The organism is Streptomyces sp. NPDC004327 (assembly GCF_042873935.1).
In the GTDB taxonomy this organism is placed as follows: domain Bacteria; phylum Actinomycetota; class Actinomycetes; order Streptomycetales; family Streptomycetaceae; genus Streptomyces.
Genome location: NZ_JBIAME010000006.1, coordinates 588,164 through 604,621, shown reverse-complemented (window position 1 = coordinate 604,621; position 16,458 = coordinate 588,164). Strand labels below are relative to the sequence as shown.

Genomic DNA, 16,458 nt, shown 5'->3' with positions numbered 1-16,458 from the left:
GTCCCCGACAGGAACGGCCGGCCTCCGGAGCGGGCGGCGGTCCCCGACAGGAACGGCCCGGGAACGCAAGCGCCCCCCACGCACCCGCCAGAGCCGACCTACCCTTGCTGCCTTCCGGCCCTGGGGGAGTTCAGTCAGATAGCGCCACGTGAGGGGCTCCGCCCAGAGTACCCGATCCGAACCCCGTTCCGTCCCCCTCCCCCACTCCCTCCCCGACCTGCGCCCTTCGGCCGGCCCCCGCTCCGGATCATGTGCGCGAGCACCCCTCCCGGTCATGTAATGTTCTCCACGGAGGATTCGCCTAGAGGCCTAGGGCGCACGCTTGGAAAGCGTGTTGGGGGCAACCCCTCACGAGTTCGAATCTCGTATCCTCCGCCAGCCCAGAGGGCCGGACCGCGAAAGCGGCCCGGCCCTCTGGCTTTTCCGGTTCCTGTGCTCGTGCCCTCACGCGGAAACGGGACAGGGGCGGTACTCCAGGCTCAGCTCGCGGTCGACCGCGTAGCTCGTGCGCATGGAGGCGTCGATGACCTTGTCCCAGGAGCCGTACTTCGCGTAGAGCTGGTCGGCCGTCGGGCCGAGGGGGTTGCCGTACTTGGCCATGTTGCGCTCTTCGAGGATGCGGACCTCCTCGGGGGACATGCCGGCGCGGGTGATCTCCTTCGCCTGGTTGCGCATGTCGACGAGCTCGCGGGCGATCTCCTCGTCGGAGGCGCCCTGCGCGCGCATGTCCGCCTCGGTGCGATGCATGTCCTCCAGGAGCCGGTGGTAGCTCATGCGGGTCCGCTGGGCCTCGACCTTCTGGTCCATCGGCATCACGCGGATGCGGCACACGACGGGGTCGGTGCTGGGGCAGGGGTCGTCGGCGGGGACCGGGTCGGCGAGCGGGGCGGTGATGATCGAGCCGCATGCCTGGGCCGCGGTGGCCGTCGTCGCGACGGCGGTGGTCAGGAGGGCGACGGCCGCGACGAACGGGGCCAGGGCGGGTACGAGGGCACGGCGCGGCCGGGCGAGGGAGAGGCGCATGGGCGCATCCTCGGGGCCGCGCCGGGCCCGTACACGCAGGCACACCGATGATCACCGGCGATCACCCCTACGGGTCGTACCGGTCCTTGCCGGTCCTACGGGTCCCGCGCGGCGTCAGCCGATCGGCGTGGTGATCGTCGCGTCGTTGTTGTCCGGCCTCGGGTCCTGCGTGTCGCTGGTCGCGGAGACCTTGTTCGTCACGCCGCCGCCGCTCGCCCGCACCTTCACGGAGATCGTGACGGTCGCGGCCGCGCCCCGGCCCAGGGTGCCGAAGTGGCAGGTCACCGTGTCCGTCGTACCGGTCGGCGGGGTGTCGCAGAAGCCGACCGACGTGCTGGCGCCCGCGTAGCGGGCGTTGGCGGGCAGGTGGTCGGTGAGGACGACGTCGTCCGCGGAGGTCGGACCGTAGTTGTGGACCCGTACGGAATAGGTGAGCGTGCCGCCGTCGGCGACCGGTTCCGGGCTCGCGCTGATCGAGGTGGCGAGGTCGGCGAGCGGGCGGGTGACCGCGAGGGTGTGGCGGTCGCCGGCGCCGATCGCGGTGACGCCTTCGAGCAGGCGCGCGCAGGGCGCGGTCTGGCCGAGGGCGCAGACCCGGATCGGCAGGTGGCGGTCGGTGGTGGTGCCGTCGCCGAGCTGACCGGCGTCGTTGCGTCCCCACGCGCGTACGGAACCGTCGGACCGCAGCGCGACGCTGTGCGTGTCGGTGATCGCGGCGGCCACGGCGGTGACGCCGGACAGGTGCTTGGCGCAGTTGTCCGGAGCGCAGACCTGGACCGGCACGTCCCTGGTCGTGACGGTGCCGTCGCCGAGCTCGCCGTTGTTGTTCACGCCCCAGGAGACGACGCTGCCGTCGGTCCGTGCGGCCAGGTTGTGCGCGGATCCGGCCGCGACGGACTTCACGCCCGTCAGGAACGCGGAGCACGGCGCGGTCTGCCCGACCGCGCACACCTGCACCGGAGAGGCGCTCTGGCCGGACTGGCCGTTGCCCAGCGGATGGCCGGAGCCGAAGGTGTAGACGGTGCCGTCGGTGCGGGCCACGACGCTGTGGTTCAAACCGGCCGCGACGGAGACCGCGTTGTACAGGTTGACCTGCACCGGCGTGGTGCGGGACGTGGTGGTGCCATCGCCGAGCTGGCCGGAGGCGTTGTAGCCCCAGGTGACGACCGAGCCGTCGGAACGCGCCGCGATGCTGTGCGCGTAGCCGGCGGAGAGGGTGGTGACCCGGGTCAGGAAGCTCTGGCACGGCGCGGTCTCGAACTGTTCGCAGACCAGGCCCGGGATGTTCCGGTACGTGTTCGTGCCGTCGCCGAGCTGGCCGGAGGCGTTGCTGCCCCACGAGGCGACGGTTCCGTCGGCGAGCAGCGCGAAGCTGTGGTACTCACCGGCCGCGACGGACACCGCCCCGGTCAGGAACTTCGTACACGGCGCCGTCTCGCCGACCGCGCAGGCGCGGACCGGCGTGCTCCGGTCGGTGTTGCTGCCGTCGCCGAGCTGGCCGGAGGCGTTGTCCCCCCAGGTGAGCACGGAACCGTCCTCCAGCAGCGCCACGCTGTGCCCGTCACCGCCCGCGACCTGCACGACCTTGTCGAGCGGCACGGTGCAGGGGGCGTTCCCGCAGACCCGTCCCGGCACCTTGCTCGCACCGACGGTGTTGCCGTCGCCGAGCTGGCCGAGGTCGTTGGCCCCCCATGTCAGCGCGGTGCCCGGCGGGCCCGTACGGATGTCCCGCGCGTCCGCGCCCGCCCCCGCGTGATCGGCGTACGCGGGGGAGAAGGCGGACAGGACCAGGGCGGCGACCACACCGGTCACGGCGGCGAGTGGTCTTCGGAGGGTGGGGACGTGCATGCGCGTTCCTCTCACCGGGCCGGAACAGCTCCGGCCGACGCGCTCACCATGCGTACGCGCCCGGGCGCGTACGCGTCAGCGACACCTCGCCGCGCCCCGCCTTCACCCGATGCGGTGCGCGGCGCGCAGCCGAGTAGAGGGGGGCGCACGCCGTGCGGCCGGCGCACGTCAGAGCGAGGCTGGAACTCGTACGCGGCGCGCAGCCGAGTAGAGGGGGGCGCACGCCGTGCGGCCGGCGCACGTCAGAGCGAGCGCTGGAACTCGTGCGCCTCGTGCGTCGGCAGATAGCCGAGCGCGTCGTTCACACCGCGCATGTACGGGTTGTTGTCCGCCGTGTCCGTGACGAGGCCGCCGAGCTCCGGCTGCCGCTCGCGCGCCCGCACGATCGAGGCCGCCTTCATCCAGCGGGCGAGCCCGCGGCCGCGGTGCCCGGGCAGCACGGCCGTCCCGTAGTGCAGGCCGTCGCCCGTGCCGCTGCCGGGCGTCACCAGCTCCGTGAAGCCGACGACCGAGCCGCTCGCCGCGTCGACCGCCGCCACCGTGTGCAGCACCTCGCCCCGCGCGGCGACCGCGCCCGCCGCGGCCCGTACCCGGTCGAGGTCCCACACCACCGTGCCGTAGTCGATCGTCCCCACCGGCATGTCGTCCATGGCCCGGCGCGACGCCACGTAGCTCTCCGCAAGCTCGTCCGGCACCAGGCCCTCCCACTCGACGAGCCGGTAGCCCGGGTGCTCCCTGCCGGCCTCCTGCTCGGTCTCCTTCGCGAGCTCCCGCCCGGCCAGCGGCAGCCGCGCGTACGTCAGCCGCATCGCCACCGAGAAGCCGCGCGCGGCGAGGAAGCCCGCCCCCGGCGAGCCCGCCTCCGCCTGCGCGACCAGGCTGCGCCGGCCGTCCTCGCGCGCCGCCGCGACGGCCGCGTCGAGCAGCGCCGAGCCGACGCCGTGGCGCCGCTCGGCCGGGTGGACCCGGACGTCGACCTCGGCGAGGTGGCGCCGGCCTCCCTTCTCGAACAGGCGCAGGTACGCGTTCCCGAGCGGCGTGCCGTCGGGGCCGGCGGCCAGCCAGGCGAGACGGCGGCCGAGAGCGGTGGGCTCCGGGTCGGCGAGGGCGGTGAGGCGTATCGGCAAGGTGGCTCCACGGGAGGGCACGACGGTCGGGGCACAGGGACAGTACGCCGGACGAGCGTGAAGTTCCCTGGGTTTTCCACCGGTTGGCCGGTGGCCTCGAAACCGGTGGCGGCCTCGACCGGCTGACTCGAAACCGGTGGCGGCCTCGACCGGCTGACTCGAAACCGGTGGCGGCCTCGAACGGCTGACTCGAAAGGTGGCGCCCACCCGATGGCCTCAACCCAATGGCCTCAGTCGAAGTTGTCGCTGGCCAGCCGCAGCGCCAGCTCCTGCAGGATGTGCTCGGTGTCCGGCTCCGCGCCCGCCGCGTCATGCGCGTCGGCCACCGCGTCGAAGGCCGTGATGAAGCCGTTGACGAGCGCGCTCAGCGGGTCCGACAACTGGGCCAGGACCGCGAACCCGATCTCCTCGGCGCTCGCCTCGGCCGGCACCGCGAACTGCCCCGGGATGACCTCCCCCAGCAGGTCCGAAACCAGGCTCTCCTCGACCCCGCCGCGCAGGGCCGTCAGTGCGGCGATCGCCTTGAGCTTGATCTCGTTCTCGGTCACGCTCCGAGCCTAGGAGCCCGTACGGGCCCGGGGCCGTAATTCGCGCGACACGCGGGCCGGACGTCTGGCAGCCTGCGCCCGCGACCGACGCCGTGCGAGCAACCGGGGGAAAAGCGATGACGTTCGTGCTGGAAGGCCCGCTCCTGGAGGGCGAGATCGTGCGCCTGGAGCCCCTGGACCACCGTCACACGGCGGACCTCGCCGGGGCGGTGGACGAGGACCGCGGCTCATACGGGTACACCTGGGTGCCGACGGCCGCCGGAGTCGCCGCGTTCGTCGACACCCAGCTCGGCCGCGCCGCGGCCGGCACCCTCGCCCCGTACGCGCAGATCCACCGTGCCACCGGCCGCGCCGTCGGCGTCACCTCCTTCTGGGACCCGCGGCTGCGCCCCTCCGGCGACGCCCTGCAGGCCATCGAGGTCGGCTTCACCTGGCTCGCCGCCTCCGCCCAGGGAACGGGCCTCAACACCGAGGCCAAGTACCTGCTCTACTCCCACGCCTTCGAGCACTGGCGGGTCTCCCGCCTCGACCTCAAGACCGACGCCCGCAACCTCCGCTCCCGCGCCGCCATCGCGAAGACCGGAGCGCGGTTCGAGGGCGTGCTGCGGAACTGGTCGGTGTCGTCCGCGCCGGGCGAGGAGGGGCGGATGCGGGACACGGCGGTCTTCTCGGTGACGGACGAGGAGTGGCCCGAGTGCCGGAAGACGCTGCTGAGGCGACTCGGGAAGTAGCGGCGGGATGCCGGAAACGGGGTGCCGAAACGGGAAGGCGAAACGGGGGAAGGCGAAACGGGAAGGTGAAACGGGAAGGTGAAAGAGACGCCGCCCCACCGATGAGTTCCCGGTGGAGCGGCGGTCTGTCCTCTCGTAAGCCGTCACACACGCCGTCACACAAGCCGTCACCGCGACACAGGAGCCGCACCATGACCACCACCGCAGCCAAGGGTCCCGCCAGCTACTTCCCCTCCATCGAGAAGAAGTACGGGCGCCCCGTCGCCGAGTGGCTGGAGCTCGTCGACGCCTCCCCGCTCACCCGGCACATGGAGCTCGTCGGCTGGCTCAAGTCCGAGCACGGGCTCGGCCACGGGCACGCCAACGCCCTCGTCGCCCACGCCCTCAAGCGCTAGCGGGCGTCCCCCTAGTGCGCCGGCCCGCTGGCGCGAGAGCCGGCCCGCCAGGGCCAGCGTTCCGGCCGCCGCACCGAGGCCGGCGAGCAGCGCCGACCACCAGAGCGCGGCGGGGCCGAGGCTCGTGTAGACGGTGACGCCGAGGGTGAGCGCGGCGAAGCGGGCGACGCCCCAGGTCCAGCTGAAGGCGCCCTGGTAGCGGCCGCGGGCGTGGGCCGGGGCGAGGTTGGAGAAGATCGTCGCGGCGATGCCGGAGACGACGACCTCGCCGAGGGACCAGACGACGACCGAGACCGTGAAGCCGACGATGCCGTCGGCCAGGCCGGTCAGGGCCACGCCGACCGCGATGAGCGCGCTGCCGGCGGCCTGCACCGGAAGCCGGGGCAGCCGGGAGAGACGGGCGACGCTGAAGGGCTGGAGGGCCACGACGAAGACGGCGTTGACCGCCGCCATCGCGCCGTACACCGCGGGCGGCAGGCCGCTGTCGTGGACGGCGAGCGGCAGGGCGACCTCGGTGAGGGAGTAGACGAAGAGCTGGACGCCGAAGAGCGGCAGGAGGACGAGGGCGAGACGGTCGCGGAACACGACGCCGTAGCCGATGCCGCCGTCACCGCCGTCACCGCCGGTCTTGTCCACAGGCCGTGGAGGACGCGCCGGCTCGCTGAGCCGGGTCGCGACGACGACCGCGTACAGCAGCATCGTTCCCGCGTCGACCGCGAACAGCAGCCAGTAGCCCTGTGCCGCCAGCAGGCCGCCGAGCACGCCCGCGACCGCCGTGCCGAGGTTCACGCCCCAGCCGAAGAGGGCGTACGCGCGCTGCCGGCGCTCGGCGTCGACGGCGTCGGCCATCAGGGCGAACGCGGCCGGCGAGACGACCATGCCGCAGGCGCTGACCAGCAGCGCGGCGGCGGCCATCGGCCACACGCCGGGCGCCACGAACAGCGCGCCCTGCGCCACCGCGGAGCCGACGAGACCGATGAGCATGGTGGGACGTCGGCCGATGCGGTCCGCGAGGACGCCGCCGACGGCCGGGCCGAGGAGGTTGCCGGCGCCGAGCGCGCCGAGGACGTAGGTGGTGTCGGTGCCGGTCACCCCGCGCGAGGCGAGGATGAAGACGAGGAAGGGCGTGACGAGGAAGCCGAGTCGGTTGACGACCGTGCCGGCGAAGATCGTCCACACGACGGGCGGGAGGTCTCTGAAGGAGCGGGGCAGCCTGGGCATGCCGGGAGCGTGCTCCTCTGCCCGCACCGCCCTCCAATGATTAAGCTCAGACCGAATCCACGCCCGTAGTGGGGGGCATACGGGGCACGGTGCGTACGTTCCACGGGCCGCACGGCCACGGGCCGTACGGGGCACGGGTCATACGGGGCACGGGTCATACGGGGCACAGGGGTTCGCATGCCGGGGACACCTTGCCGGGGGACGCCGCTGCAAGGGACACCCCTGCCAGGGACCTCTGACGGAGGCAAGCATGACGGAGGTACGCATGGAAGCCGGGCTCGTCTTCTCCGCCGCCGACCTCGCGCAGACGCGCTTCGCCGTCTCGCCCATGTGGGAGGTCGTCACCAGCTTCCGGCAGCTGCTGCGCGGCGCCAACAGCCATCCACTGCACCGCCGTTGGATCGACCAGGTCCGGCCCCGCTTCCAGCGCGCGGGGCTCGATCGGGGGCAGCTCGCCGCGCTGATCCCGGCGCACGGCTACCTCGCCGACTTCCTGAACCCCACCCCCACCGCCCCCTTCATCGCCCTGAGCACCGAACTCGACGCCATCCGGCGCACCCCGGCGGACCGGATCGCCCACGACCTGGCCGTCCTCCAGCGGGACCACGGCATCCGCGCCGCACCCTCCGGCGTCGACCTCGACCGGCTCTGCGACGAGATCGGCACCTACTGGGAACTCGCCCTCGCCCCCTACTGGGCCCGCATCCGCACCCTCCTCGAAGCCGATGTCTTCCACCGCGCACGGCAGGTCGCCGAGCACGGTTCGGCGCGCGTGCTGGGCGAACTCCACGAGACCGTGCGGTGGGACGACGACACCCTGCGGCTCGTCTGGCACGCCTGCGGCCTCACCCGCGACCGGGCGGGGTCCGGGCTGCTGCTGATCCCGTCCGCGTTCGCCTGGCCGAAGGTCCTGACCCGCTCCGTCACCCCCGACCCGCCCCAACTCGCCTATCCGGCACGCGGGATCGGCAACCTGTGGGAGCCCCGCACCACGACCGCCGCCACCGACGCCGTCGCCGCCGTGCTCGGGCGCTCGCGCACCCTGCTGCTCACCGAGCTCGACACGCCCGCCTCGACGACCCGGCTCGCCGCCGTCTTCGGGCTCTCGGCGCCCGCCGTCTCCCAGCACCTCATCGCGCTTCGCAACGCCGGCCTGGTCACCGCCCACCGCAGCGGCCGGTCCGTCCTCTACGCCCGCACCGCCGTCGCCGACGCGCTGCTCTGCCCCGCCAAGGAGCCCGTGTGACCAGCACCGATACCCGTACCCACCCGACCTGGACCGACCGGACGCTTCTCGTACGGGACGGGTCACGGCTCTCCCTGCGCGACTGGGGCGGGGCGGGGCGGCCCCTGCTGCTCCTGCACGGGCTCGCCGGGCACGTCGGCGAATGGGACGCGCTCGCCCGGCTCCTGCGCGCCGACGGACACCGGGTCGTCGCGCTCGACCAGCGCGGTCACGGCGCGAGCGAGCGGCGGCCGAAGGACGTTTCGCGGGCCGCGTACGTCGCCGACATCATCGAGGTGTGCGAACAACTCGGCTTCGAGAAGCCGGTGTTGATCGGCCAGTCGTACGGCGGCCACGCCGCCCTGCTGGCGGCCGGCGCGCACTCCGACCGGATCTCCGGCGCCGTCCTCGTCGAGGCGGGGCCCGGCGGCACCACGCCCGAGGCGCTCGCGGAGATCGGCGGCTGGCTGAAGGCGTGGCCGGTGCCGTTCCCGACGCGCGAGGCGGCCGTCACCCATCTCGGCGGCGGCCCCGGCCCCGTAGGGGAGGGCTGGGCGGACGGCCTCGAGGAACGGGACGGCGGACTGTGGCCCCGATTCGACCCCGAGGTGCTGATCGCCTCGCTCGCCGAGAACGCCGGTCGGGCCTGGTGGGAGGAGTGGGCGGCGATCGACGTGCCCGTCCTCTCCGTGCTCGGCCAGAACGGGATCATCGAGGCGGAGCAGTACGACGCGATGGCGCGGCGGCAGCCCGGGCGGCTGCGGGGCGTCTGCCTGCCCGGCACCGGCCACGACCTGCACCTGGAACGGCCGGACGTGCTCCACTCCCTCGTCGCCGGATTCCTCACCGAAGTCCCTGCCGAAGTCCCTGCCGGAGTCCCTGCCGAGATCCCTACCGGAGTCCCTGCCGAAGCCGGTGCGGAGGCCCGTGCGGAGGCCGCCGCCGGCTGACACCCCGGCGGGCATCCGGGCGTACATCCCGGCAGACATCGCGGCGAACATCCCGGCGGCATCCGGCGGACACTCCGACGGCATCCCAGCGGGCACTCCGGCGGCCTGCCCGGCGGAGATCCCAGCGAACATCCCGGCGGACACTCGGGCGGCCTGCTCGGCGGACTTCGCGACGGTCTGAGGCCATGCTTGGCCCCATGGCTGACACGAGGGTGATCGGTACGGACGAGCGGCGGGCCCGGCTCGCGGTGCGGCACCGGCTGGCCGGGGCCGCGCGGGCGGCGACGGCGGAGGAGGTCGCCGGTTCGCTGGTGGCTCTGCACGCGACCGACCCGGCGACGGTGTTCCTGGCGGCGGGCGCGCGGCTCGCGGCCGGCCGGGACCCGGTGGCGGAGGTGGAGCGGGCGCTGTACGAGGAGCGCACGCTGATCCGGATGCACGGCATGCGGCACACCGTCTTCGTCGTGCCCTCCGCGCTCGCCGCCGTCGTCCACTCCTCCACCGCCGACGCGGCCTCCGCCCGCGAACGCACCACGCTCGTCAAGCACCTGGCCGCCGGCAGCGACTACGACGAGGCCTGGCTCGCCGAGACCGAACACCAGGTCCTGGCCGAGCTGGCCGCCCGCGGCGAGGCCACGGGCACCGAACTCGGCGCGGCCGTACCGCGCCTGCGGGCACAGTTCGTGTACGGCGTCGGCACCAGCCAGGAAGGCCCGCAGTCCGTCTCCAGCCGGCTCCTGCGCGTCCTCGGCATGGAGGGCCGTATCGCCCGCGGCCGTCCGCAGGGCGGCTGGACGTCGAGCCGCTTCCGCTGGTCGCTGCTCCCGGCCCACGAGGACCTGCCGGCTGCCGAGGCCCGCGCGGAACTCGTACGCCACTGGCTGGCGGCGTACGGCCCGGCGACGGAGGCGGACCTGAAGTGGTGGACGGGCTGGAAGGTGACGGACGTCCGCGGGGCGCTGGCCGCGCTCGGAGCGGAGCGCGTCGGGCTCGCGGAGGGCACGGGCTTCGTCCTGCCGGGCGACCTCGGTCCCGTGGCCGTGCCCGACGAACCCTGGGCGGCGCTGCTGCCGGCGCTCGACCCGACGGCGATGGGCTGGCAGTCCCGCGACTGGTACCTCGACCCGGCCCACCGTGCCCCGCTCTTCGACCGGAGCGGGAACATCGGCCCGACGGTGTGGTGGGACGGCCGGATCGTGGGCGGCTGGGCGCAGCGCGCCGACGGCGAGATCGTCTGGCGGCTGCTCACCGGCCTCGGCAAGGACGCCGTACGAGCGGTGGAGGCGGAGGCGGCCCGGCTGGCCGGCTGGGTCGGCGACGTCCGGATCACGCCGCGCTTCCGCACCCCGCTCGAAAGGGAGCTCACCGCATGACCGCCACCGACAGCGACAGCGACACCTCCACCGGCACCGGCACCGGCACCGGCACCGACACCGACAGCCACAGCCACACCGACGCCGCCACCGACACCAACTCCCACACCGACCTCCTCCTCATATCCGCCCAGCGCACCTCCACCGCCCTCCTGCTCACCGAGGCCGCCCGGCGCCGCGGCATGGCGACCCGGGTGTTCGACGGGCGGCCGGCCGACCGGGTCGCGGGCCCGGGCGAGGCCGTGCACTGGCAGGGCGGGCCGCTGCTCGCCGACAAGGTCGCCGGGCCGCTCGGGCTCGGGCTCCTGGAGCCGCCGGACGGCTGGCTGACGGAGCTGCCGCGGGAGTTCACCCGGCGCCGGATCACCCTTGAGCCGTTCTCCTCCGTCTGCCGCGAGGTGTTCGCGCCGGTGTTCCTGAAGCCGCCGTCGGACAAGTCGTTCCGGCCGGGGGTGTACGGCGACCCCGAGCGCGGCTTCTCCGACCTCGCGCGCACCCTGCCCCCGCACACCCCGGTCCTCGTCTCGGACCCGGTGACCTTCACCGCCGAGTACCGCCTCTTCGTCCTCGACGGGCAGGTGGTGACGGGCAGCCGGTACGCCGTGCACGGGCGCCTCGACCCCGGGCCGCTGACGCCGGACGCCCGCCGTTTCGGCGCGGAGCTGCTCGCGGCGGCGGGCGGTTCGCTGCCGAGCGCGGTGGTCGTGGACGCGGGCCCGCTGGAGGACGGCGGGTGGGCGGTGGTGGAGGCGAACATGGCGTGGTTCGCCCAGTGCTACGCGGCGGACCCCGACGCGGTCCTGGACGTCGTCCTGCGCGCGGCGGGCCCGCGCGAGCGGGTCGCGGAGCGGGACCGTTCGTTCCTCCGGGTGACATCGCGGGAGGCATCGGGCTGAGTGTCGAGAAACCCGGCCCGGCTCCGACGTCCCCTGTGAAAGAACCACAGCACACCCTCCGGACGAGGAGAACGTCATGAAGTACCTGGTGATGGTGCAGGGCGCACAGGCCGACTACGACGCCATGATCGGGAAGGCGTCCGCGCACAGCCCGGCCTGGAGCGAGCAGGACCTGAAGGCGATGTTCGCGCACATGAACGCGATCAACGACGATCTCGCCGAGACCGGGGAGCTGGTCGACGCGCAGGGTCTGGTCGAGCCCGGGCGGACCCGGTTCGTCAGCGTCGACGGCACGGGGCGGCCGGTGGTCACGGACGGGCCGTACGGGGAGACGAAGGAGGTGCTCGCCGGGTACTGGATCGTCGACTGCGAGAGCCTGGAGCGGGTGACCGAGATCGCGGCGCGGGCGGCGAGCTGCCCGCAGCCGGCCGGGGCGCCGGTGTATCCGGTGGTGATCCGGCAGATCGACGAGCGGGGCGGGGCGGACCTGCTGGCCGGGCAGGGCTGATCCCCCTTTGGCTCCTCTGACTCCTCCGTACGCCGTCGAGGACCTGCTGCGGCTGCACGCGCCGCAGGTCCTCGGCGCGCTCGTGCGCCGCTACGGGCACTTCGACGCCGCCGAGGACGCCGTGCAGGAGGCGCTGCTCGCCGCCGCCGGGCAGTGGCCGCGGGACGGGGTGCCGGGCAATCCGCGCGGCTGGCTGATCCGGGTGGCGTCGCGGCGCCTGGTGGACGCACTGCGGTCGGAGGAGGCGCGGGCGCGGCGCGAGGAGACGGCGCTGCGGCTCGAACCGCGCGAGGTACGGGCGGCGCCGGCCGACGACGACACGCTCACGCTGCTCTTCCTGTGCTGCGATCCGGTGCTGCCGCCGCCGGGGAGGATCGCGCTGACGCTGCGGGCGGTGGGCGGGCTGACGACGGCGGAGATCGCCCACGCGTTCCTGGTGCCCGAGGCGACGGTGGCGCAGCGGATCAGCCGGGCGAAGGCGCGGCTGCGGGCGACCGGGGCGGACCACCCGTTCCGCCCGCCCCGCCCCGAGGACCGGGACGCCCGCCTGGACTCGGTGCTCCACGTCCTGTACCTGATCTTCAACGAGGGCTACACCGCCACCGCAGGACCCGCCCTGCACCGCGCCGACCTGGCCCGCGAGGCCATCCGGCTGACCCGGGCGGTCCGGCGGCTGCTGCCCCGCGAGGGCGCGGTGACCGGGCTGCTGGCCCTGATGCTGCTGACCGAGGCCCGCAGCGCGGCCCGCACGGGGCCGGAGGGCGAGCTGGTCCCGCTCGACGAGCAGGACCGCTCCCGCTGGGACCGGCCGGCGATCGCGGAGGGCACCGCCCTGGTCGAGGAGGCCCTGACGGAGGGCCCGCCCGGCCCGTACCAGCTCCAGGCCGCCATCGCCGCCCTCCACGACGAGGCCCCGGACCCGGCCCGCACCGACTGGCCCCAGATCCTCGCCCTCTACGACGTCCTCCTCACCAAGCTCCCGGGCGACCCGATGGCGGAGCTCGGCCGCGTGGTCGCGCTCGCGATGGTCGACGGCCCGCAGGCGGCCCTGACCGCCCTCACCGCCCTCGAACCCCGCCTCCCCACCCCGGTGACCGCCCACCGCCTCCCCGCCGTCCGCGCCCACCTCCTCGAACGCACCGGCGCCCACCAAGCCGCGGCCGCCGCCTACCGCACCGCCGCCCGCGCGACCGCGAGCCTCCCGGAACGGCGCTACCTGCAGATGCGGGCGGCCCGACTCGATCCGTGACGCCCGGGCCACCGAAGGCCGCCCTTTGCGGGCGGCCTTCGGTGGCGTCAGCCGTTGCGGAGGCGGGTCAGGGTGGTGTTCAGGTCCATGCCGCAGGAGGTGGCGCGGTTGTAGGGGAGCTTGCCGAGCATCGCCGCCATGCCGCAGGTGTTGGTGAGGGCCGAGAAGACGAGGCCGCCGGCGATGGCCGCCGAGAGGAGCTGGAAGGCGGGGTGGACGAGGAGGGCGAGGAGGAGGCCGACCAGGACGAGGGTGCCGGCGGTGAGGCGGACCTGGCGGTCCATGGCCCAGGGGGTGCGGGCGGGGGCGCCGGCGGGGCGGGCGAGGGTGTGGCCGCGGGTGGCGTAGCCGGCGGTGCCGCCGGTCAGGTCGAGGGTGGGGATGCCCTGGGCGGCGAGGCGGGTGCAGGCGGTGCGGGAGCGGTTGCCGGACTGGCAGACGACGAGGAGCGCGCCGCGGGCGGCGGCCTCCTTGAGGGCGGGGACGGCCTGGTCGAGGCGGTCGAGCGGGACGTTGAGGGCGCCGGGGACGTGGCCGCCGGCGTACTCGGCGGGGCTGCGGACGTCGACGACGGTCAGCTCGGCGAGGCGGGCGTGGGCCTGGTCGGCGTCGAGGGCGGTGGTGAGGGTCATGGCAGGTGTCATCCTTGGTCTTCGACGGGACCCCGAGGCGGGGAGTAAATTACCCCCTGGGGTATCTGTGGAGGAGTGGTCGTGGAACTGGATCTCGCGGGCGCCGAGCTGAAGGCCGTACTGAACCGGCTGCGCCGGGCGCAGGGACAGATCTCCGGAGTCATCCGGATGATCGAGGAGGGTCGCGACTGCGAGGAGGTCGTGACCCAGCTGGCCGCCGCCTCCCGGGCCCTGGACCGGGCCGGGTTCGCGATCATCGCGACCGGTCTCCAGCAGTGCCTCACGGACATGGAGAACGGGCGCAGGACCGGCGAGGACCCCGACCAGATGCGGGCCAGGCTGGAGAAGCTCTTCCTGTCGCTGGCCTAGGACCGGCCTAGAGCAGCAGGTCGACGAGCATCAGGGCGGCCACCAGGAGGAGCAGGAACCCGAAGGCCCGGCGCAGCCTCTCGGCCGGTATCCGGGTGGCCAGCCGCCGGCCGTCCCACGCGCCGAGCACCGCCGCCCCCGCGAACGGTGCGACGACCGCCCAGTCGAGCGGCGCGGCGGTCCCCGAGCGGGCGAGCAGCGCGGCGAGCGCGTTGACGGCGACGACGAGCAGGCTCGTGCCGACGGCCGGGCGCATCCGCAGGCCGACGACCTGGACGAGCGCGGGCACGGTCAGGAAACCGCCGCCCACCCCGAGCACGCCGGTGACCGCGCCGAGCCCGGCGCCCGCACCCGCGACCGCGGGGCCCGAGCGCCGTACCGCCTCGGCCGCCGGGGCGCGGCGGACCATCCGTACCGCCGCGAATCCCGCCACCGCCACGAAGCCGACGGTCAGCAGCCACTCCGGCAGCCGTGCGGCGAGCAGTCCGCCGAGCGCGGCCGGTACGAGGCCGGCCGCGGCGAAGACCGCGCCCGTGCGCCAGCGCACCTGGCCGTCGCGGGCGTGCCCGTACAGCGCGGTCGCGGAGGTCGCGAGCACGATGAGCAGGCTCGCGGTGGCGGCGGCGGTCGGCGTGAAGCCCAGCAGATAGATCAGGGCCGGGACGGCGAGCACACTGCCGCCTCCGCCGAGCGCCCCGAGCGCGAGCCCGACGACGGCGCCGGCCGCGAGGGCGGTCACGGTCACCAACACGCCCGTTCTCCTTCCAGGAACAAGAAACCCTCATTACCCCCCGGGGTATACATCCGACCTTGCCGACGATAACAGAAGTACCCCCGGGGGTATGTAATCCCGAGGCGGCGGAGGGGTAAGCGGATAGCAATCCGTTTTGATCAGGGGGCGGGTATGCTCTGAGACAGGAAACGACCGAGGGGGACAGGCCGGAGAGGCAGGCAGCAGCAGATGGGCACCAAGAAACCGCAGGCCGACGGCGGGCCGACGCCCCGGCCGCCCGCGCCGCTGCTCAGCCTGCTGCCGACCGCCGGCGCCCCCGCCCCCGAGCGCGCCGACGCCGCCCGCAACCGCCGCCGGATCCTCGACGCCGCCGCCCGCATCGTCGCCGACTCGGGCCCCGAGGCGGTCACCATGAACCAGGTCGCGCACGCCAGCGGCATCGGCGTGGGCACCGTCTACCGCCGCTTCGGCGACGTCTCCCAGCTGCTGTGGGCCCTGCTCGACGACCGCGAGCGGCAGTTCCAGGAGGCGTATCTGAGCGGCCCGCCCCCGCTCGGCCCCGGCGCGCCCGCCGCCGAGCGCCTCGACGCCTTCCTCGACGCCCTCGTCGACCGCGTCGTCGAACAGCGCGCGATCCTCCTCGCGGCCCAGACCGCCGCCCCCAGCGCCCGCTACACCAGCGGCGCCTACCTGGCGACGCACGCCCACGTCACGATGCTGGTCACCCAGTCCCGCCCCACCGCGAACGCCCCGCTCCTGGCCCACCTCCTCCTCGCCCCGTTCTCGCCGAGCCTGATGCACCACCTGTCCCAGGAGCAGCGGCTGTCCGCGGAGGAACTGAAGACGGGCGTACGGGAGTTGCTCAGCCTGCGCAGCGCCTGAGCCGCGCGTGCCGGGCCGGGCCCATCCGCAGGCGCGCCCCGCCCCCGGGCCGCCGAGGTCCAGCACCCGGAACGTCTGGACCGGCCCCGCGCCCGCCGCGCATGATCAGGCCATGACGACCACGTTCCTCATCCTCCACGGCTTCCAGAACCACCGCCCGCCCGGCCACTGGCAGCACTGGCTCGCCGGCGCGCTGCGCGAGCGCGGGCACGAGGTGCGCTATCCGCAACTGCCCGAGCCCGACGCGCCGCGGCTCGCCGACTGGCTGGACGCCCTGGAGGAGCACGGCGAACGACCGGCCGGCGAGGGCGAGTTCGTCGTACTCGGACACAGCCTCGGCGTACTGCTGTGGCTGCGCGCGGTAGCCGCCGGACGGGCGCCCGCCGCGGACCGGGTGCTGCTCGTCGCGCCGCCGTCGCCGCAGGTCACGGCCTCGATTCCGGAGATCGCCGGCTTCGCCGACGGCCTGGAGCTCACCGGTCTCGACATGAGGAACGCCCGGCTCGTGTACGGGGACGGCGACCCGTACTGCCCCGAGGGCGCCGACGTCCCCTACGGCACCCCGCTCGGTCTCGACGTCGACCACGTCCCCGGCGGCGGGCACCTCAACCCCGACACCGGGTACGGGGAATGGCCGGATGTGCTCGCCTGGTGCGAAAACGCCGAGGTGCGGGTGGGCGGCAACCGCTAGCGTCGGACGGATGACCGCCGAGCCGCCTCCCGAGCCGTTTCCCGGCCTCGCCCCGTA

General features: G+C 74.2%; 17 protein-coding genes, 1 tRNA gene, 1 other RNA gene and 1 pseudogene. 12 read left to right on the top strand and 8 right to left on the bottom strand.

The window, feature by feature from the left end:
- Positions 1–62: 62 nt before the first annotated feature.
- An RNA gene (ffs, locus tag ACFYU9_RS23575) (signal recognition particle sRNA small type) lies at positions 63–161 on the bottom strand.
- Between the two features lie 129 nt (positions 162–290).
- Between ffs and ACFYU9_RS23570 the strand changes: the two genes are divergently transcribed.
- Positions 291–378: transfer RNA gene (locus tag ACFYU9_RS23570), tRNA-Ser, on the top strand.
- A 66-nt stretch (positions 379–444) separates the two neighbouring features.
- On the opposite strand, the gene ACFYU9_RS23565 is transcribed toward ACFYU9_RS23570, so the two are convergent.
- From ACFYU9_RS23565 to ACFYU9_RS23550, 4 genes are all read right to left on the bottom strand, one after another.
- Entirely contained in the window at positions 445–1,023 is a 579-nt protein-coding gene (locus ACFYU9_RS23565) for a hypothetical protein (RefSeq protein ID WP_389345879.1), read from the bottom strand.
- A gap of 114 nt (positions 1,024–1,137) precedes the next feature.
- A complete protein-coding gene (locus ACFYU9_RS23560; protein ID WP_389345878.1) occupies positions 1,138–2,871 on the bottom strand; it encodes a hypothetical protein in 1,734 nt (577 codons plus the stop codon).
- Positions 2,872–3,113: 242 nt separating this feature from the next.
- Entirely contained in the window at positions 3,114–3,998 is an 885-nt protein-coding gene (locus ACFYU9_RS23555) for a GNAT family N-acetyltransferase (protein ID WP_389210485.1), read from the bottom strand.
- Between the two features lie 230 nt (positions 3,999–4,228).
- Positions 4,229–4,546, bottom strand: a complete 318-nt coding sequence (locus ACFYU9_RS23550; protein ID WP_389210486.1) for a hypothetical protein — start codon at positions 4,544–4,546, stop codon at positions 4,229–4,231.
- Between the two features lie 116 nt (positions 4,547–4,662).
- Between ACFYU9_RS23550 and ACFYU9_RS23545 the strand changes: the two genes are divergently transcribed.
- Entirely contained in the window at positions 4,663–5,277 is a 615-nt protein-coding gene (locus ACFYU9_RS23545; protein ID WP_389210488.1) for a GNAT family N-acetyltransferase, read from the top strand.
- A 191-nt stretch (positions 5,278–5,468) separates the two neighbouring features.
- Positions 5,469–5,672, top strand: a complete 204-nt coding sequence (locus ACFYU9_RS23540) for a DUF4287 domain-containing protein (protein WP_389211469.1) — start codon at positions 5,469–5,471, stop codon at positions 5,670–5,672.
- 162 nt (positions 5,673–5,834) lie between these two features.
- On the opposite strand, the pseudogene ACFYU9_RS23535 reads toward ACFYU9_RS23540, so the two are convergent.
- A pseudogene (locus tag ACFYU9_RS23535) lies at positions 5,835–6,893 on the bottom strand (MFS transporter); the annotation flags it as partial.
- Positions 6,894–7,143: 250 nt separating this feature from the next.
- Between ACFYU9_RS23535 and ACFYU9_RS23530 the strand changes: the two are divergent.
- The 6 genes from ACFYU9_RS23530 to ACFYU9_RS23505 all read left to right on the top strand — a co-directional run bounded on the left by ACFYU9_RS23530 (position 7,144) and on the right by ACFYU9_RS23505 (position 13,094).
- Positions 7,144–8,139 (top strand): DUF5937 family protein, encoded by a 996-nt coding sequence (locus ACFYU9_RS23530; RefSeq protein WP_389210490.1) that lies wholly within the window; start codon positions 7,144–7,146, stop codon positions 8,137–8,139.
- Positions 8,136–9,068, top strand: coding sequence for an alpha/beta fold hydrolase (locus tag ACFYU9_RS23525; protein WP_389210492.1), 933 nt, complete (start codon positions 8,136–8,138; stop codon positions 9,066–9,068). Before ACFYU9_RS23530 ends, ACFYU9_RS23525 begins: the two co-directional genes overlap by 4 nt.
- Before the next feature lie 197 nt (positions 9,069–9,265).
- Positions 9,266–10,441: a winged helix DNA-binding domain-containing protein gene (locus ACFYU9_RS23520; RefSeq protein ID WP_389210494.1), complete on the top strand. Its 1,176-nt coding sequence runs from the start codon at positions 9,266–9,268 to the stop codon at positions 10,439–10,441.
- Entirely contained in the window at positions 10,438–11,337 is a 900-nt protein-coding gene (locus ACFYU9_RS23515) for an ATP-grasp domain-containing protein (RefSeq protein ID WP_389210497.1), read from the top strand. Before ACFYU9_RS23520 ends, ACFYU9_RS23515 begins: the two co-directional genes overlap by 4 nt.
- 76 nt (positions 11,338–11,413) lie before the next feature.
- Positions 11,414–11,845 carry a YciI family protein gene (locus ACFYU9_RS23510; protein WP_389210499.1) on the top strand — a complete coding sequence of 144 codons (432 nt, stop codon included), beginning with the start codon at positions 11,414–11,416 and terminating at the stop codon, positions 11,843–11,845.
- A 7-nt stretch (positions 11,846–11,852) separates the two neighbouring features.
- Complete coding sequence (locus tag ACFYU9_RS23505; protein ID WP_389210501.1) at positions 11,853–13,094, top strand: RNA polymerase sigma factor; 1,242 nt, start codon at positions 11,853–11,855, stop codon at positions 13,092–13,094.
- Between the two features lie 47 nt (positions 13,095–13,141).
- Here the strand turns inward: ACFYU9_RS23505 and ACFYU9_RS23500 are convergent, their stop codons facing one another.
- A complete protein-coding gene (locus ACFYU9_RS23500) occupies positions 13,142–13,726 on the bottom strand; it encodes a rhodanese-like domain-containing protein (protein WP_389210503.1) in 585 nt (194 codons plus the stop codon).
- An 81-nt stretch (positions 13,727–13,807) separates the two neighbouring features.
- Here ACFYU9_RS23500 and ACFYU9_RS23495 point away from each other — a divergent pair, with 81 nt between their 5' ends.
- Entirely contained in the window at positions 13,808–14,095 is a 288-nt protein-coding gene (locus ACFYU9_RS23495) for a metal-sensitive transcriptional regulator (RefSeq protein ID WP_389210505.1), read from the top strand.
- Between the two features lie 7 nt (positions 14,096–14,102).
- On the opposite strand, the gene ACFYU9_RS23490 is transcribed toward ACFYU9_RS23495, so the two are convergent.
- Positions 14,103–14,846: a sulfite exporter TauE/SafE family protein gene (locus tag ACFYU9_RS23490; protein WP_389210507.1), complete on the bottom strand. Its 744-nt coding sequence runs from the start codon at positions 14,844–14,846 to the stop codon at positions 14,103–14,105.
- Positions 14,847–15,056: 210 nt separating this feature from the next.
- On the opposite strand from ACFYU9_RS23490, the gene ACFYU9_RS23485 reads away from it, so the two are divergent.
- Together ACFYU9_RS23485 and ACFYU9_RS23480 are read left to right on the top strand one after the other, a co-directional pair.
- The gene (locus ACFYU9_RS23485; RefSeq protein ID WP_389345877.1) at positions 15,057–15,710 is read left to right on the top strand and encodes a TetR/AcrR family transcriptional regulator; all 654 of its coding nucleotides are present in this window, start codon (positions 15,057–15,059) and stop codon (positions 15,708–15,710) included.
- Between the two features lie 112 nt (positions 15,711–15,822).
- The gene (locus tag ACFYU9_RS23480) at positions 15,823–16,401 is read left to right on the top strand and encodes an RBBP9/YdeN family alpha/beta hydrolase (RefSeq protein ID WP_389210511.1); all 579 of its coding nucleotides are present in this window, start codon (positions 15,823–15,825) and stop codon (positions 16,399–16,401) included.
- Positions 16,402–16,458: the final 57 nt, after the last annotated feature.

Bases quoted from the DNA above. Each gene is read 5' to 3' on its own strand.
- ACFYU9_RS23565 (WP_389345879.1), bottom strand. From the start codon at position 1,023: ATGCGCCTCTCCCTCGCCCGGCCGCGCCGTGCCCTCGTACCCGCCCTG.
- ACFYU9_RS23560 (WP_389345878.1), bottom strand. From the start codon at position 2,871: ATGCACGTCCCCACCCTCCGAAGACCACTCGCCGCCGTGACCGGTGTG.
- ACFYU9_RS23545 (WP_389210488.1), top strand. From the start codon at position 4,663: ATGACGTTCGTGCTGGAAGGCCCGCTCCTGGAGGGCGAGATCGTGCGC.
- ACFYU9_RS23540 (WP_389211469.1), top strand. From the start codon at position 5,469: ATGACCACCACCGCAGCCAAGGGTCCCGCCAGCTACTTCCCCTCCATC.
- ACFYU9_RS23530 (WP_389210490.1), top strand. From the start codon at position 7,144: ATGACGGAGGTACGCATGGAAGCCGGGCTCGTCTTCTCCGCCGCCGAC.
- ACFYU9_RS23520 (WP_389210494.1), top strand. From the start codon at position 9,266: ATGGCTGACACGAGGGTGATCGGTACGGACGAGCGGCGGGCCCGGCTC.
- ACFYU9_RS23515 (WP_389210497.1), top strand. From the start codon at position 10,438: ATGACCGCCACCGACAGCGACAGCGACACCTCCACCGGCACCGGCACC.
- ACFYU9_RS23510 (WP_389210499.1), top strand. From the start codon at position 11,414: ATGAAGTACCTGGTGATGGTGCAGGGCGCACAGGCCGACTACGACGCC.
- ACFYU9_RS23500 (WP_389210503.1), bottom strand. From the start codon at position 13,726: ATGACCCTCACCACCGCCCTCGACGCCGACCAGGCCCACGCCCGCCTC.
- ACFYU9_RS23485 (WP_389345877.1), top strand. From the start codon at position 15,057: ATGGGCACCAAGAAACCGCAGGCCGACGGCGGGCCGACGCCCCGGCCG.
- ACFYU9_RS23480 (WP_389210511.1), top strand. From the start codon at position 15,823: ATGACGACCACGTTCCTCATCCTCCACGGCTTCCAGAACCACCGCCCG.